Below are 17,235 nucleotides of genomic sequence, written 5' to 3'. Positions count from 1 at the left end.
GCCATTTTTGGTGCTTTACTGTTTCTCAAATGCCTTTTTTCGCTCCTTATGTTTATTTTTATGCTCACTTTGATTTTTTCTCTCCGTAATTTCTCTCTGTGACAGCTTAGGGTGCGGAATGTGGGTTAAATCCCCAGAAGATGTCTGCTCGTCCTGCGTTAAATTTTTAAATACCGGCTTTTTTCCTGTATTGATTTAACCATGGCTACTAGCGATATTCCCCATTCTACTCACTCATCCCCAAAACCCCTGCCAAAACTGGGACTTTTTACCATGTTTCGCTTAGGACTCTTTCAGATGGGACTAGGTATTATGTCCCTGCTGACTTTGGGGGTTCTCAATCGGATTATGATCGATGAGTTAAAAGTTTTACCCTTTCTCGCCGCAGCTGCGATCGCCATGCACCAGTTTGTTAGTCCAGCACGCATCTGGTTTGGGCAAAGATCCGACGGTAAAACTATTTTCGGTCATCATCGCAGCGGTTATGTCTGGATTGGAGCAGCAGTTTTTACCGCTTTAGCTTTTATTGCTTTGCAGGTAGTCTGGCAATTGGGACTTAGTATTCAAACTTCGGGATGGAATACCATTTCCTACGCCTGGATTGCCCTCTTAGCCTTAATTTTCGCCCTCTACGGACTAGCTTTAAGTGCCAGTTCCACCCCTTTTGCTGCCCTCTTGGTGGATGTGTCCGATGAAGATAATCGATCGCAATTAGTTGGTATAGTTTGGTCAATGCTGATGGTGGGAATCGTCGTCGGGGCGATCGTTAGTTCTCGTCTGCTGGATACTCCTAATATCTGCGGTACAAATATTTTGACCTATGATCCGACTCAATCAGCCCCTATAGCCAATATTCCGCAACTACAGGCGAATATTAACCCCGTGTTCGCGATTATGCCCGCTATCGTTTTCGTTCTCTGTATTTTAGCGACTTTTGGCGTAGAAAAAAAATATTCTCGTTTTAGTAGTCGGTCCACTCTTGTGCAAAGAGAGGATCAAATTACCTTCAAGGATGCGTTACAGGTTCTCACCGCTAGTCGGCAAACCGGTTTATTTTTCACCTTCCTGCTGATGATGACTTTGAGTTTATTTATGCAGGATGCAATTATGGAACCGTTTGGGGGCGAGGTTTTTGGGATGTGTATCGCCCAAACCACCCAATTAAACGCTTTTTGGGGAACCGGAACCCTTTTTGGGATTGCTGCCACGGGATTTATGCTCATTCCCCGCGTCGGTAAACAAAAAACCACTAAATATGGCTGTATTTTTGCAACAATTTGTTTTATTCTCTTGATTTTTGCTGGCTTTTCTGCTAGTCAAAGTTTATTAAAATCAAGCTTGCTCTTTTTCGGTTTAGCTTCGGGAATGATTACTGCTGGGGCTACCAGTTTAATGTTAGATTTAACCGCTGCCGAAACCGCAGGAACTTTTATCGGCGCTTGGGGATTATCACAAGCGATCGCACGAGGATTGGCCACGGTTTTAGGCGGTACGATTTTAAATATCGGTAAAGTTATCTTTTCTAGTCCGGTTTTAGCCTATAGCTTAGTTTTCCTCCTGCAAGCATTGGGAATGATCCTGGCAGTTTGGTTATTAAGTCGCGTCGATGTCAAGGAATTTAAGGAAAATGCCCGAGCAGCGATCGCAACAGTAATGAAAGGAGAGATCGACTAGCAAAAGCAAGTAAAAGTGAGATAACAGGAGAATTAGCCCGATCGGGGGAAGTTGATTAGCAGCTTTTTTCCTATCCTAAAAGTAGAGAAGAAAACGAAAGAGGAGGCTAAAACGATGAAAAGGACTTTAATGATTGCCCTAGGTTCCCTAGCTTCCTTACTGCTGATTAACCCCGTCGGTGCGGAAAATCCCCGACAGGTGCAACAATTATTGAATACGGGGGAATGTCCGGGGTGTGATCTCCGGGGTGCCGATTTAAGAGGGGCGCATCTAATCGGTGCAGATTTGAGAAAAGCGAATTTACAGGGAGCTAATTTAGAGGAAGCTAACTTAGAGGGCGCAGATTTGACCGATGCTAACCTAGAAGGCGCAAATTTAACCGCAGCTTTTCTGACTAATGCCAGTTTGAATCAAGCTAATCTCAATGGCGTTAATTTCACCAGTGCCATGATCTATGATGCTGATGTGACGGGTGCATCGATGGAGAGAATTAACTTGACAAATGCTCAGATTTATGGTAGTGGCATCGCTGTGGGTGGTGAAAATCCTTAGATGTTCTTGTCCTCAAAATATAGTTAATTTTGTAACAGATGCAGGTGTTGCGTCTGTTTTTTTATACACTTTTACTAAATAGTTTGAGTTATAAAATAACCGGCATGACTCAACCCACACCGCGCTCTAGTGTCTTAATTGTCGATGATTTGCCCAATAATGTGCGGCTATTGTCGATTATGCTCACCGAGAAGGGATATCAGGTACGCAAAGCGATTAATGGACAGATGGCCCTGAATACAGTGCGATCGCTAATTCCCGATCTGATTCTCCTTGATATTAATATGCCCGATCTCAATGGGTATCAAGTTTGTGAACAGTTAAAAGCTGATGAAAAAACCAGAGAAATTCCCGTGATTTTTATCAGCGCTCTTGATGATGTCTTAGATAAAGTCAAAGCTTTTCAAGTGGGAGGTGTTGATTATATTTCTAAACCTTTTCAAGGGGAAGAAGTCATGGCCCGCATTGAAAATCAATTAACTATTTCTCGTCAAAAAAAACAACTCCAAAACGAAATTAAAGAACGTCAAAAAACTGAGGAAACTTTAGAAATTTATCTTCATGCTGTCTCTCACGATCTCCGCAATCCCGTGATCGGGATGTCAATGATCTTAAATAATTTAATTAAAAATTCTCAGGGAGAAACTAAAGAAGTATCCCGGAAGATTTTACAACAGATGGCCGACAGTTGCGATCGACAATTAACTTTAATTGATTCTCTCGTCGAAACCCGACAAAATGATCTTTGGGGAGTTTCCCTAGCACTAAAGCCTTTATCTCTCTACGAAATAGGTCAACAGATCGGTCAGGAATGGGAGTTAAGATTAAAGGAAAATCAAGCAACTTTAATTAATAATTTTTCTCCCGATTTACCCTTAGTGAATGCCGATGCTCACCATCTCTGGCGAGTTTTTGAGAATTTATTAGCCAATGCCCTTAAACACAATCCCCAAGGAATAATTATCACTTTATCCGCCAGACTAGAGGGCAATTATCTCTGGTGTACTATTGCCGATAATGGGGTGGGAATTAGCGAAACCCAGAGAAAACAATTATTTGATCGCTATCAACGAGGCAATAATAATAATCAGATTAGTTTAGGACTAGGTTTATATCTATGTCGTCAAATTATCCATGCTCACGGGGGTGAAATTGGCATTATGAATAATGATGAAAAAGGTTCACAATTTTGGTTTACTTTACCCTACTAAGCTGTTGACTAAGTAGGTAGATGTTAAAAACTTTCAGACACCCCCCTTATCAAGGGGGGATTAAGGGGGGATCTATCTTCAATTTAATTATAACCAGCTACTTAAGTAGGTAGGCGTTAAAAATTATCAGATCCCCCCGCCTATCGGCACCCCCCTTATCAAGGGGGGCAGGGGGGATCGAACCTAAAATCCATTTTTAATTTAATTATAACCAGCTACTTATCTACATTACTCGTTAAGACTGTCTATGAGCAGGAAGAGCTAGTTTAAACATTTGTTTTTTTCTGTGACTGCGGAAAGAAAGGGCTAAGATCTATCTAGATCAACTATCTTCACTTGCCATGGCCGCTAATGCCGACTATTCTGCCCATTCTAGACTTAACTTGCAACAACCTTGGCATACCTATGCGGTGGAAACCACCCTATCTATCCTCGGTAGTTCAGCTGTTAATGGCCTCAATAGGGAGCAAATCGCCCAAAGAATTAAATATTATGGCAAAAATGAACTACAAGAACGTCCAGGGCGCAGTAATTGGCAAATTCTCCTAGATCAGTTTACCAATATTATGCTCCTCCTCTTAATTGCCGTGGCCATAATTTCCGGGGGACTAGATTTACTGGAATTGCAGCGCGGTCATCTGGCTAAAATTGGTGTTCCCTTCAAAGATACGATCGCTATCTTAACAATTGTCATCCTCAATGGTATCCTCGGCTATCTGCAAGAAAGTCGCGCCGAAAAAGCTCTGGCCGCTTTAAAAAAACTCTCCTCTCCCCAAGTTAATGTTATCCGCGAGGGTCAACGCAGAGAAATAGACGCGGTTAATCTTGTCCCCGGGGACATCATGCTGATTGAAGCGGGAACCCAAATCAGCGCCGACGGCCAAATTATCGAAGCTTTTAACCTGCAAATTCGCGAATCGGCCTTGACAGGAGAGGCAAATAGTGTTAATAAATCCGCCTCCATTGACCCCTTAGACAGAGATACTGCCCTCGGCGATCGCTTAAATTTCGTCTTTACTGGAACAGAGGTACTGCAAGGCCGGGCTAAGGTCATCGTTACCAATACGGGAATGACGACGGAATTAGGCAAAATCGCTCAAATGTTAGCAACAGTCGGCAATGAACCCACTCCTCTCCAAAAAAGAATGACTCACTTGGGCAATGTCCTTGTTGCTGGTTCTCTCATTCTAGTTGCCCTGACTATTACCATCGGCCTGATCAATGCCGGTTGGTCGGCCCTACAGGAATTAGTCGAAGTTTCCCTTAGTATGGCAGTAGCCGTCGTTCCGGAAGGATTACCCGCAGTTATCACCCTAACTCTCGCCCTAGGGACCCAACGCATGGTCAAACGTCAGGCCTTGATTCGTAAACTACCAGCAGTAGAAACCCTTGGTTCTGTTAATGTGATCTGTTCCGACAAAACTGGGACGCTAACGGAAAATAAAATGATTGTACGGGAGATAGAGACGGTTAATCGCAGTTTTTTAGTTACTGGGGAAGGATATAGCCCAAAAGGACAATTTTTAGACTCCGAGCAACGGGCGATCGATCCCAAAACCGATCTAGAATTACATCATCTTTTAATTGCCAGTGTCCTCTGCAACGATGCCAGTTTAAACCTCGATAACGGTCACGATAGCATTTTAGGCGACCCCACAGAAGGAGCCTTATTAGTTTTAGGGGCGAAAGCGGGCTTAAATTTATCCCTAACCAAGCAAGAGTTCCCTAGAATCGCTGAAATCCCCTTTTCTTCTCAAAGAAAGCGAATGTCGGTCATTTGTCAAGGAGTCAATCCGGTACTATTTACCAAAGGTTCCCCGGAATTAATCCTTGAACAGTGTCTCTCCTATCAATCGGGATTAGAAAGTCTTCCTTTTGGGGATAGGGAAAAAGAACAAGTCTTAGTCGCTAACAATGCTATGGCTAACAGGGGTTTACGAGTCTTAGGATTAGCCTATAAAACACTAATTTATCCGCCAGAATCAACTGAAATCAGCGAAGATGCCCTAATTTGGTTAGGAATGGTCGGTATGATCGACGCACCGCGACCAGAGGTACAAATCGCCGTCGCTAGGTGTCGAGAAGCGGGAATCCGTCCGATTATGATCACCGGCGATCATCAATTAACTGCTCTAGCGGTGGCTAAAAGTCTTGGTATTGCCCAAGCGGGAGCTTTAGTCATCTCAGGTCGAGAATTAGATAAATTATCACCAATTCAGCTAGAAACCCTCATTGACAAAACTAACATCTATGCCCGTGTCTCCCCCGAACATAAATTAACTATTGTCCGCGCCTTGCAAAAAAAGGGTAAATTTGTCGCTATGACCGGAGATGGGGTGAATGATGCTCCGGCCTTGAAACAAGCAGATATCGGCATTGCCATGGGAATCGCCGGCACCGATGTCACCAAAGAGGCTAGTGATATGATTCTCCTCGATGATAATTTTGCCACTATCGTCGCCGCTACGGAAGAAGGGCGAGTGGTTTATAACAATATTCGCAGTTTTATTAAATATATTCTCGGCAGTAATATCGGGGAAGTGATTACTATCGCTGCTTCGCCTCTTTTGGGTTTAGTTACTCCCCTAACTCCCCTACAAATTCTCTGGATGAATTTAGTTACTGATGGTTTACCTGCTTTAGCTTTGGCAGTGGAACCCGCTTCTCCTAATATTATGCGTCGCCCTCCTTTTAGTCCCCAAGAAAGTATTTTTGCTCGCGGTTTGGGCAGTTATATTGTGAGAATTGGGATTATTTTTTCGATTATTAATATCACTCAAATGTTGATCGCTGTGCGCTTGGATCCGCTTTTTGGTAATACTGGTTCATGGAAAACTATGGTTTTTACTACTCTCTGTTTAGCTCAGATGGGTCATGCCATTTCCGTGCGATCGAGCGATCATCTTACCATAGAAATGAATCCTTTGACTAATCCCTATCTCTGGGTAGCAGTAACCCTGACGACAATTTTTCAACTGATGTTAATCTATGTTCCTGCTCTGCGGGATTTTTTCGGCACTCAATTTTTAACTAAAGAAGAATTATTAATCTGTTTGGGATTTAGTACCTTATTATTCGTTTGGGTGGAGTTAGAAAAATTATTTACCCGTTGGTATCATCGGCGATAACCAGGGAGCTTTTTTTATTTTTCAGTAAAGGGAACTAATTCGCCATCGATGCCAAGACTGAAGAAGATTAACCAGTTTGATCTTTTTTTTTTGGGATAAGGAAAAGAGAGATAAGATAGTAAAGCAGCAGAAATCAATCAGAAGCTCTTAACTTGATAAAAGAATTTCAGATATTAGCTATTAACTTTTAATCTTCAAGAATAGATAGCCATTTACCTTGATCCATTAAAATTGCTACTGGATGTTGACTATCTATTTCACTGCTATCGGTCATAGCTCTGTACCATTGAGTCCAAATACCTTTAGCCGTGTTTAAAAAGCTATCCGTAGGAATAATGTAGTCCTTAGAATTATTATTTTGAAAGGACTCGGAATTTTGAACATTCTGCAAGTAATTGTTAACTAAATCAATAGCTGCTTGTGAGGCAGCATTGCTTTGGGGATTTAATTCCCGTTTATCTTCATGTAATTGGAAACAACTTTCTTGTTTCTCAAGCAGGGATCTTATGGATGTGCCGCCTAGTTTTTTATAACATCTATGAAGGTTATACAAACTATCACTAATTCGACGATTGAACCCTAGAAAAATACTTCCTTTCAGTGCTAATAAAAAACAATAAAAGGCCTGTTCATATTTTCTTCCCATGAAATGCAGTTCTCCACGAAGCAAATTTATTTCCGACTCTAAAGCGTCCCTGAAGATGGGTTTATATTCCGCACTAACTCCTTTGCTGATAATAGCTTTACTTAGATAAAGATACTGTTCTATCGGAATAAGCTCATTATTCTGATTACCTAATCTTACATTCACTCTTCCCGCAAATGTAATCCATTTTGCTGTTCTTCGCTTTGCTCCCATACGAGAAGCATGATAAGCAGCTTTGAGAAAATTTTCTCTTGCGTTAATTAAGGTGTCTTTATCATCAGAAAGATAAAATTGGAATCTTGCAACATTGCCATAAACTTCTGATAGTGAAGTGTAAACATCTAGTCCAGCATCTTTATCAGCGTCATTTTCTTTACCCGAATTGTTTAGATCATTCAATACTTCTTCCAAGTTGTTTAAGTTGAATACGTCTTCGTGACCTATTGAAAATTTATACAGATAGTCTTCAACATCTCTTAACTTCATGAGGTTTGCAAAATTGTTTTTTATCATTTCCTCTGAATTAAAGTATTGATCTTGGGTGTCTTTAATGTTATTTAAAATTTCTGTTACTTGCTGAATATTTCCCTGTGTGTTAAATCTTCTTAAACGAATGATTTGGGCTTCAAGGTAACATAAATAAAAGTTAATTCGGTAAGCTTCGGTAATTTTTCCTACTCCTAAATAGTCTTCTTTTTCTAATTTTTTTAATTGATTGATAGCATCATCAACAATTCCAGTAATATTTGAATCACCACATTCGTCATCCAAAAATTGAAAATCATTTAAAGTACGTCTAGCATTAAACGCCCTATGTCTAATCTTTGTTAATTCTACACAAAGTGATTGATAATTTCCTAATTGTAATAATCCATTATTATTATCTCTAGCATGATAGGATAGCCAATGGATAGAGGCGGATAAAATAGCCTGTAGTGTGGCTTTAAAGGTATCAATATCTACCCAAGTCGCTTGATAATATTGATATTTATTATCATTTTCGTCCACTTTTTCTTTAAGAAGAACTGTTGTTTCAACTAACCCATTTTTGTCAGTTGATATAACTTTTGTTGATAAGAAATTGATGTCTCCTAACTCTGGACTGAAGCCTAAATTGAGTCCAATAGCTGCAACACCATTTTCTAAAAAGGTATTATTTGACATATAAGTAAAAGTTAGTTTTTCGGCTTGATTTTTATATCTAAAAATACAAGTTAGTTTAGCTAATAATACAGGTTCAGATTCATGAAAAGTATCACCTTCTAACATTTTATTTTCTTCCGGATACGGATCGCTCACTAATTTCCGTTCTTCTTCACGGGCGATTTTGCCCCATATTATTTGATGTAAATCCTTAAATTCATCTCCAGAGTTAATCGAAAAAGATAAGGTTTGATATTCTACTTTTTCTAAGCGAATGCTTATATCTTCTAAATCTCTCAACAGTTTCTCTTTTATTGCTATGCTAATAAACAGAGCAAGAGCTTCTTGTTTTGTAAACGTTTTTTTATTTCTTTGCTCTAACTTTTTTTTGACTTTTTCTAACTTTTGCTTAATGGATAATTTTTCTATCAATGTCAATGGAATTCTGTTATCTGTGACGATCTTACCTATACGTTTATCTAAATAATCTTTTCTGTCATCCTCATCTAAATAATCTTCTCTGTCATCCTCATCTGTTTGGCTGCTTGTTTTGGATTTAGTATGAAGCAGAGACTTAAAATCAAAACTTAAGTTTTGTGCATTTTCTACACTCAAAAGTTCCAACTCTGTCGCTATTTCTAAAACCATTTGAAAGATGTTGGTAGATACTTGTATATTTTTGTTATGTTCGGGGAGATACCCCGCCATTTCTAAAAATTCATCGACTGAAGCTATCTGTTCCCGGAAGTCCATAGCAGCTTTAATTTTTTTCTCTTTTTCTTCTACCGATAACTTTGCATCGGTAATACCTTTAGCCGTCGGCGGGTTATCCTCATTCTTTTTAATGTAATTAAAAAGGCTAATTATGTTTTCACGCACAATTGGTAAAACATAGTTTTCTTTATCACTAAAGTATTTACTTACGACTGCACGACTGATGCCTAAGCCTTCTGCAAGCTCTCCTTGGGTAACTAGGCACTCTTTATTAAGGAACTCAATAAGTTTTCTTAGTGATTTTTTAGTCATATCTAACTGCGTTGTTGCTTGGGTAATACTATTGTTCTATATTTCTAGCCCTCACCTCCCCTTTCCCGTTCTAGGAGAGCAGGGTGCTTTTCCATTCTAGAACATTATGTCCTGCTCAATTTCTTAGTACATATACTCTGTATTTTTTATAAACAGTTTATATGTACTGATTTTGAACTCAAATAACAGTATATATGAACTAAATTTTAATGCTCAAAGCTTAATTTATGGGTTAATCAATATATATTTTCAAAAAATAGTGTCATTATGTTTGACACAAAAAAACCAGGCTGCTATGATAAAGTCACCAGGTTGCTTTTGCTACCTCGTCGTTTTTGTAGTACATTTGTTCTTATCAAGGAAAAGCTTATGATTCTTCAAACCGCCTCCTTATCGAGGCAGGAACAATTTGTGGTGCCTGAAACTCCCAGTCTGGAAGATCTCGAGAGGATAATCGACCGCGGACAGAAGGCGTTTTATGTCGTTGGAACCGCCCTCAAAAGTATCAGAGATGCCAGACTATATCAACATCAACAAAATTATCCTGATTTTGACAGCTATTGCCGTGAAAGATGGGATATGTCCAGAAGAAAGGCAGACAATTTTATCAGAGCTAGTGTTTTTATTGATAACCTTCGTCGGAACAATTGTTCTGAATTGCCATCCAATGAAAGTCAAATCAGACCCTTGCTTTCAATTAAATCAGAAGAAGAGCAAATCGAAATATGGCTGGACATTATTCAATCTGCACCACTAGGAAAAATCACGGCTAAATATGTTCAGGAAAAGGTGGAGCAATACAACAGGAATCAAAAGGGGAATCGAACCGAAAAACAGTCTCAAATTGCACCTTTAATCCAACAGTTAGAAAAGTCTTTGGCTGAACTGGATAAAAAAGTTGCTCCTTTACTGGACTCAAACCTCTCGATTTTATCAGCGATTCCGACTAAATTAGCAACCATTGAATACAGAGTTACTGAACTCAGAAATCGGGTAGCTGAAAGTATCTTAGCGGATACCAATAATTGCTGTCCATGTTGTGAGACAGAACTCATTCAAAGCATGGAATCTTGTCTATGTGGCTGGAATCAAGGCGTGATAAGAAATTCTCAGCACGGCAAATAACGATAACTAAAACCCCCTTATTAAGGGGGTTGCTTAACCATTTTAGCTCAACTGGGGGCATGATGACAAAAACAACTTTTGCGTTTCCTGAAGACGATAGCAACAATAAAATTCCTCCTCCTTTTCCCTATAAGAGTTGGGATGACTTTCTAGAAGACCATCGCTCTAATCCCCACAAACTCATCGACGAGATTAAACAGAATCATCCAGACTTGGTAGAGAAGGCAAAAAACGGCAATCTATCACCTGAAACAATCGGTTTCTGGCAAAAAGTTCTCAATTCTGAGTTGGTCCGCGTCAATCCCCGGGACCTCCACGGTGACGTTATGGTGACAGATGCGATCGAAAAGGAGTCAAAACTAACTGCTGGAATACAAACAATCTCTAATATGTGGAATACAGTCGGTGTTGTTCCTATAGCTTATGCTGGTGTCGGTGCGGGAGTTTCAGGGGTGATGAGTGCTGGAATTGTCTTCTTCCTGTCTCAGTCAGCAGGGAACTATACCTCGACAGCAGCCTCCAATGCTAATCCTGCCAGTCGCAAGTGGGCTAATGCAGCTTTGGCCGGTAATATCAGCTTACAAGTCGTTTTAACGCTGATTTCGGGTGTTGGCTCGGAAATCCTGACTAACTCCGCTCAATTATCTAAAATCTACGCCGACAAAGTAGTAGAAGAACATCTCTATGCCACTCCTCGCCGAAACATAGCTGAAGGAGAACGAGTATTAGAGCAGGCGAAAGACGCTCACAAGATTTGCGACACAAAAACGGCTGAATATCAAGCAGAACGGGGCAAATCCGACAAACTTTATGATCCTAAAACATCCAGTCTCCACGAACAACTACATGGACCTCATGGAGTACCGTCAAGCTACTTTGATAAGATACGCCCAGCAGATCTACCCTATTGTCGCAAGCCTAAACGGTTAGAAGATGAGGGAAAAAAACTGCGAGAGCAAGGTCAAAAGGAACTACATATGGTGCAATCCACTGTTGAGCAGTCGGGTGGTAGTCTCGAATATCTTAAAAAGGAAAAAAGGGGCCTCTATAGTCAGCATTTTACCGAAAACGGTCGAATTGCTGCCGGACAAGAAGCTGTGAGTACCTCTATGCGGAATTTTCGTAGTAAATTTCGCACTAGAGAGTGGGATAAGCTTGGATTCCCCCTTGTGTTTGCAAGCCTTAGCGTTATTTTCTCTAGTGCATCGATTCTGATGACGCTTTGGCATCGCAATAAGCCCAGCATCGCTTTAACCTTCGATCCAACTGCTAAACAGGGTTTTGTCGAGTTAATTCATGCTGTGGCGGAAGGATTGAACAATCAAGAGCCTCCTGCTATTGATGATGACAACCCTTAACAGAATGTAGGGTCAATTCATGAATTGACCCTACATTGTGGTTTAGAAATTGACCGTACCACAGGAGATAAAAAAATGTATGTTAATCCCTTGAAGTTTTTACTTCAATCACCCCTTACACCTGAAAAAAAACAACTGGTAGCGGAACATTTAAACGAAGACGAAAAGCTTCTTTATCTTTACCACCAGTATGTTAAAGAAACAGGGAAGTCTCTTTATCCCGGTTTCACAACAAATGTCTCTCTGAAAAAACCACCAAGCACTACTGTTTTGTCAGATCAAGAGAGGGACAAAGAGGCAAAAGTTGATCCCCTTGTATTGTTACAGCTTTTTCAACAAAAAATTGCTGAAACTGGCAAATTTACCTACCCTCCCTTTGTTCAGTTTATGCAGGGTGAGAATAACATAACCTTTCGGATATTAAGCTTAACTAAAGCCAGGGAGGACATTTGCGAAGGAGTAGATCGCTTAGTTGATTTAATGAGGAAAAACCCTAGTAATCTAGAAGAAGTTGAGATTGCTTTTCGCCAAATAACAAAAGGAATCGCCCACATAGAGAGGCAGTTAGAAGATGTTTATGATCAATTAAATCAACAACAAGGAAAGTCCCGTAAAAAAAATTTGCTAATTGCTTTGCTAACTGCAACGAATCGTCTGGTTAAAACCATTGATTTTGCTGGCAAAAAAAGGAAGACAATACTAGAGATGCAGTCGTTCAACGACTCAGTAATTCAGAGCTACTATGAGTTTATGTTAGAACCCCGTGATCCTAACATCAGACAGTCAACGAGAAAGCATTTGATTGAATTAAAGATTAAGGCGATTCGCTGGGAAGGTGTCATTCATGAAATCTTGGAGAGCCAAAATCAAAGATTTTCCATGGGTATCAGACGTTCTTCTCCCGTAGATATTCCCAAGAAATAGTGCCAATGTTCTTTACGATAGTTTTCTATATGTTAATCAAAAACCACTCCCCTCCCCTTAACCCGTGTCTATTAGCAACCATAAAGCTTTAATTTTAGTTTTCACCCATAGTTGAGGTAAAATCAATCATGTCTAGCTTGTTTCCGCAAAGCTCCATTAACAGCCAAAAACGTATTTTGAAACACCTGCTACATATTGTTGATTATGTCAACAACAATTTTATCTACGAAATAGGCAAATTTCACGCAAGATTTTGGCCGATATTAATAGGATTTGTCTATACTGTTGCTGTCGCGCAAGTTTGGCTAACTTTCAAGAATAACCCAAGGATGCACCATTATCGAGATGCGTTCAAAATCAATTGGTTATATGTGATTCTCTACACCATTTTATGTGTGTCATTTTGGTGGTTTTTTGCACCAGTTGTTCTAGATTTCTGTGTCTTATTACGAGATCTTTTGGAATTGTCTAAAAACGACAACCCTTCTAATTATCAATTAGGTTGGAGAATTTTTGTGACTTTTCTACAAAACCAGCTAGATTCTCACAGAGTAGTTCTGATTTTTATAGTTGTTCTTCAAGGGTTTCTATTTCGTTGGTGGTCAAAGACTGTTGTAACAGTCGTAGATAATGACATCAGACCTCTAGACACTGATGAGATTAAAAAGAAAAAGGTGGATGCTCTGATAAAACGCATTGACGATCAATATAATCATCTAAGAATGGAACCAGAGCCACAAAAACGGGAGGAAATTCGCCGAGAAATTCAACAATTAGAACTAAAATTAGATCAGATAACTGGTCACATTGATTCACCTGATGATTATTTGCTGAATAAATCTCTTGACTTTAACTCATTAGATGATGATGTTGATTGGTTCAACCAAGCTCTCAGCAACCCAGATTATGAAGATGGGGAAGATGAATTTCCCTTACCTAAGATTTAGTTAAGCTAAATAAATATCCCTTCTTTCAATAAGAGGGGATAACTCAAAAAAATTGTGAATTTCTGGAGAAACCCAATATGTCTTATCCTTTTCCTAATCCCAACTCACCCCCACCTTCTACTCATAAAAACCATAAGCAAGGCAAACCTAAAAAAATCTCTGTTGACCTTCAATCTGTACTCGCTAACCCCGATGATTTCCCGATTAAAGCCAGTGAAAATAAAATTTATCTAGGACAAGCTGCCGCTTATCCTAATAGTAAAGAAAGAACTCCCTTCTGGCTTCCTACTGCACTGTTTGATAGCCATTTGTTTATAGGGGGGGCAATTGGTTCGGGTAAAACAACCGTTTTATTTAGGCTAATTTCAGGCGCATTAAGATGGTATGGAACGGTAATTATCTCAGAAGCCAAAGGAGGAGTTAGAGGAACAAAAGAAGGGGCTGCTTTTACTGATTTAGCGGCTTACCTTCAAGAAAAAGATCCTAAGATTTCCGTTTGTCGTTGGCCTCGTGGCGAATACTATTTTAATCCTCTTGAAAACCTCTTAAATTCTTCAGAGAGACGAGAATTTTTTGAAATGCTATGTCAAGTGATCATCTCACAGTATGAGGGCATGAGCGGTGACTTACTGGCAGTTATTTATAATGCTGCTGCGATTGCTGAATATTTGTTAGTTTTATTGCAAAACTTTTATCCTCCTGACGCTCTCACTCTCAGAAGTTTAGTCAATTTATTATCTATGCCTAAACAAGTTGAAGAGGCCTTAAAAAATGGTAAAAATAAAATCAATCTTGATCTTAATAGTCAAAACCTAACCCCCGAAAAAAAGGAGGAATTACAGGAGAAAACTAACCTCCTAGAAAAAATAGAACAACAACTGCGCCTTGCTAATTTTTTCTACATGGATCATAAAGAATTAGTCATGACTCGGCGAGGGGTTAAAATTTTTCAGGATCTGTTAGATCAAGAAGACTTACTTACCTATACAGAACCTCATCCTAACCTCAAAAAACTCAGCTTTGATGATATTCTTTATCACAAAACATTGGTCATTTTAAGCCAACCTCTATCCCAATCTTCTTCTAAAATCATTGGGCCTATTTTCCTTGACAATTTTCTCAATTATGTGTTAGAATTAGGGTCAAATCCCAAAACAAAAAATGGCAAGGATCGTCTTAAAACTCTAGTTATTCTTGATGAAACTCACCGCCTTCCTGTTGGTAAAATTGGTGACTCAGGTGACTATTTACGCGAATATGGTATTGGTTTAGTAGAAGTTGCTCCCACTATTCCTAAAGATAACAAAAGATGGGAGCAAAACAAGCACGTTTACCAGACCTTGCTAAGTCTTTCACCGGGGATTCCAACCCTAACCGAACTTATGCGAGATCGTCTTCCCCATATCCCCCCTTCTCCTATGGTTGTCCGAAATTATCAAGATCGTCAAGGAAACATCTTTCCACAACCCGAACGGCGAGAAAATTACGACCTAGTTTTAGGACAAGATAACCCCGGTATTACCTCTCGTTCAATGCAGTTATCAGGACGTTTTACAGGGTTACTTCAGTCATCTTTTATTGATGAAAATCGGAGACTTTTTTGGATTGATTTTGAAGATGAATTATTGGCAAACATTAAAACTTTGCTAAAAAAGGCTCTGGCTCCTGATGCAACTCATCAAGATAAAAACTTAGTGGATTATGCACTTGGCTTGGACAAATACAGACCCCTTTAATCATTTCTTGATTTCATTAATTCTCTAGGAGAGTATCAACTATGTCAAACAAAAATAAATTCGGTTTCGGTTTAGGTTTCGATCTAGTCGAAGATTTTGTCGTTGATAAGGCTCAAGACAGTCCTGATAATTATGCTGCCAAAGGCGATATTAATCAGATGGAAGCTGATAATATCACTGATGAGGGTGATATTGTTAACATTGATGCCGATAATGTTACCAAAGATGGAGATAATATTAATATCGATGACATCAAGATTGAAGCTGATAATATCGCTCAAGAAGGTGATATTATTGAAGGCGACCAGAACAATTACTATATTAGTATTTCCTCTTGTCAACCAGAAAGTGATTCGCCGAGTGAGGTTGAGGCTGAACAAGATTCTATTGTCAATGATGCTCCCCTGCCGGACGCTAAAGATTTAGAAATTGAATCTCCTCCCGAACCTGAATTTGATTTTGAAATTGGGGGTTAGTCGCATTAGCTGACTTTAGTTAGGACTAAGAAGATTTGGTCATGACTTCCACGAAGAATAGAGCTAACCAGCTGCGGTAAAATTAGGGTTTCGGCTTATCCTCAACTCAGCTTACCTAGGAATAGGCCGATTTATTTTGCTAAGGCTATATTTTGAGCAACTTTTGTCAATTTAGCCACAAACAGAAACATAAATCGTAGGTGCGTTAGCCAAAGCGTAACGCAGCAATTTATAGCGTTTCCTGTTCGCAAGAGGTACATTATCGATGTTGGAAAGCTTAATTAGCAAAGGTTAACTTGTGCCACACAGGTGTGAGAACTGCTATAACGCTCTTCTGGGACTTTCGGAAATTCCTGACCGAATCCAGATTCTGAAACCCTTGGTTGACAAGTGATCGCTAACTTTTTTTCTAATAAAAACTCAAATTTCGGGTTTCTGTTAGTTAGCGATAGCTTGAAGGTTTACCCCATAAGAGAGCTAGAGTTTAGAGACTGTAAGACTTTTGCCAGAGTCCCAGAAGAGCTTTATACTAAATCCGGTTATTGAAAACTGATTATCTATTACCCGGATTTAGTATGAGATATTATAGAGAGGTCTCCAGAAGTCAAATCGTAATCAGGAGTTAGTATATGCAAGCAATCCTTTTAAGCCGTGAAGAAGTTGCTCAACGTGCAGAGAAACTGTACGAAAGCACAATCCGCCAAGAGGTGGAAGTTGAAGAAAACAGGCTCTTCGGGAATTGTTATGCAAATAATTAACTTAAAATAAAATTCAATGAGAGTACCTAAGCTCAAAAGTAGCTGAAATCCATACAGAAAAGGACTTAAGGCACAAACAGGTTAATGCCAAAAGATAGACAATTGAGTTAAGATTTGATATAATAGCCAAAAACCAGAGTATTTTACTTATGATACTTGACAAATTTTTGAACCTACAAGGAACCTGTATTCAAGGCTATCGACACCTAGAAAATATCGGTATAGTTTGCCGAATCGAATCGAAAAATCAAAAAGCAATCTGTCCTCGTTGTGGGTTAGAGAGCGATAAACTCCACCAAAATCATCGACATTTAGTCAAAGATTTACCAATCTCAGGTCAACCAGTGTACCTACAAGTTAATCGTCGTCAATTTAAGTGCGATAATTGTCGAAAACCCTTTAGCGAAGAGTTAGATTTTGTCGCCAAGAAACGAACCTATACGAAAAGACTAGCCGAGAATATACTCGAACAATTAAAAGAAGGAGATATTTTAAATGTTAGCCGAAGAAATGACGTAACGGAAGAAGAGA

General features: G+C 39.5%; 13 protein-coding genes. 12 read left to right on the top strand and 1 reads right to left on the bottom strand.

From position 1 onward, the window contains the following. Positions 1–201 precede the first annotated feature (201 nt). From IQ224_RS13710 to IQ224_RS13695, 4 genes are all read left to right on the top strand, one after another. On the top strand, positions 202–1,674 hold the full coding sequence (locus tag IQ224_RS13710; RefSeq protein WP_002746252.1) for a BCD family MFS transporter: 1,473 nt from the start codon (positions 202–204) through the stop codon (positions 1,672–1,674). A gap of 114 nt (positions 1,675–1,788) precedes the next feature. Continuing rightward, a complete protein-coding gene (locus IQ224_RS13705) occupies positions 1,789–2,226 on the top strand; it encodes a pentapeptide repeat-containing protein (RefSeq protein ID WP_194033083.1) in 438 nt (145 codons plus the stop codon). A 104-nt stretch (positions 2,227–2,330) separates the two neighbouring features. After that, positions 2,331–3,437 carry a hybrid sensor histidine kinase/response regulator gene (locus tag IQ224_RS13700; RefSeq protein ID WP_194033082.1) on the top strand — a complete coding sequence of 369 codons (1,107 nt, stop codon included), beginning with the start codon at positions 2,331–2,333 and terminating at the stop codon, positions 3,435–3,437. Between the two features lie 341 nt (positions 3,438–3,778). Further along, positions 3,779–6,565 carry a cation-translocating P-type ATPase gene (locus IQ224_RS13695; protein WP_194033081.1) on the top strand — a complete coding sequence of 929 codons (2,787 nt, stop codon included), beginning with the start codon at positions 3,779–3,781 and terminating at the stop codon, positions 6,563–6,565. A 187-nt stretch (positions 6,566–6,752) separates the two neighbouring features. Here the strand turns inward: IQ224_RS13695 and IQ224_RS13690 are convergent, their stop codons facing one another. Continuing rightward, positions 6,753–9,380: a hypothetical protein gene (locus IQ224_RS13690; RefSeq protein WP_194033080.1), complete on the bottom strand. Its 2,628-nt coding sequence runs from the start codon at positions 9,378–9,380 to the stop codon at positions 6,753–6,755. A 267-nt stretch (positions 9,381–9,647) separates the two neighbouring features. Between IQ224_RS13690 and IQ224_RS13685 the strand changes: the two genes are divergently transcribed. The 8 genes from IQ224_RS13685 to IQ224_RS13655 all read left to right on the top strand — a co-directional run. Beyond that, complete coding sequence (locus IQ224_RS13685; RefSeq protein ID WP_002746266.1) at positions 9,648–10,505, top strand: hypothetical protein; 858 nt, start codon at positions 9,648–9,650, stop codon at positions 10,503–10,505. A 59-nt stretch (positions 10,506–10,564) separates the two neighbouring features. Beyond that, positions 10,565–11,863, top strand: a complete 1,299-nt coding sequence (locus tag IQ224_RS13680; RefSeq protein ID WP_228036233.1) for a hypothetical protein — start codon at positions 10,565–10,567, stop codon at positions 11,861–11,863. Between the two features lie 75 nt (positions 11,864–11,938). Continuing rightward, positions 11,939–12,787 (top strand): hypothetical protein, encoded by an 849-nt coding sequence (locus IQ224_RS13675; protein WP_002746271.1) that lies wholly within the window; start codon positions 11,939–11,941, stop codon positions 12,785–12,787. 128 nt (positions 12,788–12,915) lie between these two features. Then, entirely contained in the window at positions 12,916–13,734 is an 819-nt protein-coding gene (locus IQ224_RS13670) for a hypothetical protein (RefSeq protein WP_002746273.1), read from the top strand. Between the two features lie 77 nt (positions 13,735–13,811). Continuing rightward, positions 13,812–15,470 carry a hypothetical protein gene (locus IQ224_RS13665; protein ID WP_002746274.1) on the top strand — a complete coding sequence of 553 codons (1,659 nt, stop codon included), beginning with the start codon at positions 13,812–13,814 and terminating at the stop codon, positions 15,468–15,470. 41 nt (positions 15,471–15,511) lie between these two features. Further along, complete coding sequence (locus IQ224_RS13660; protein WP_002746276.1) at positions 15,512–15,946, top strand: hypothetical protein; 435 nt, start codon at positions 15,512–15,514, stop codon at positions 15,944–15,946. 629 nt (positions 15,947–16,575) lie between these two features. After that, the gene (locus IQ224_RS24605) at positions 16,576–16,704 is read left to right on the top strand and encodes a hypothetical protein (RefSeq protein WP_255527443.1); all 129 of its coding nucleotides are present in this window, start codon (positions 16,576–16,578) and stop codon (positions 16,702–16,704) included. A gap of 149 nt (positions 16,705–16,853) precedes the next feature. Further along, a partial coding sequence (locus tag IQ224_RS13655) for a transposase family protein (RefSeq protein WP_194033079.1) occupies positions 16,854–17,235 on the top strand: 382 nt, incomplete at its 3' end.

This window comes from Microcystis sp. LEGE 00066 (assembly GCF_015207925.1).
Classification (GTDB): Bacteria; Cyanobacteriota; Cyanobacteriia; order Cyanobacteriales; family Microcystaceae; genus Microcystis; species Microcystis ichthyoblabe_A.
The sequence above is the reverse complement of the archived record's forward strand: the minus strand, read 5'-3'. Positions and strand labels throughout refer to the sequence as shown.

Coding starts and splice junctions, on each gene's coding strand:
- IQ224_RS13710 (WP_002746252.1), top strand. CDS start 202: ATGGCTACTAGCGATATTCCCCATTCTACTCACTCATCCCCAAAACCC.
- IQ224_RS13705 (WP_194033083.1), top strand. CDS start 1,789: ATGAAAAGGACTTTAATGATTGCCCTAGGTTCCCTAGCTTCCTTACTG.
- IQ224_RS13700 (WP_194033082.1), top strand. CDS start 2,331: ATGACTCAACCCACACCGCGCTCTAGTGTCTTAATTGTCGATGATTTG.
- IQ224_RS13695 (WP_194033081.1), top strand. CDS start 3,779: ATGGCCGCTAATGCCGACTATTCTGCCCATTCTAGACTTAACTTGCAA.
- IQ224_RS13690 (WP_194033080.1), bottom strand. CDS start 9,380: ATGACTAAAAAATCACTAAGAAAACTTATTGAGTTCCTTAATAAAGAG.
- IQ224_RS13685 (WP_002746266.1), top strand. CDS start 9,648: ATGTTTGACACAAAAAAACCAGGCTGCTATGATAAAGTCACCAGGTTG.
- IQ224_RS13680 (WP_228036233.1), top strand. CDS start 10,565: ATGATGACAAAAACAACTTTTGCGTTTCCTGAAGACGATAGCAACAAT.
- IQ224_RS13675 (WP_002746271.1), top strand. CDS start 11,939: ATGTATGTTAATCCCTTGAAGTTTTTACTTCAATCACCCCTTACACCT.
- IQ224_RS13670 (WP_002746273.1), top strand. CDS start 12,916: ATGTCTAGCTTGTTTCCGCAAAGCTCCATTAACAGCCAAAAACGTATT.
- IQ224_RS13665 (WP_002746274.1), top strand. CDS start 13,812: ATGTCTTATCCTTTTCCTAATCCCAACTCACCCCCACCTTCTACTCAT.
- IQ224_RS13660 (WP_002746276.1), top strand. CDS start 15,512: ATGTCAAACAAAAATAAATTCGGTTTCGGTTTAGGTTTCGATCTAGTC.
- IQ224_RS24605 (WP_255527443.1), top strand. CDS start 16,576: ATGCAAGCAATCCTTTTAAGCCGTGAAGAAGTTGCTCAACGTGCAGAG.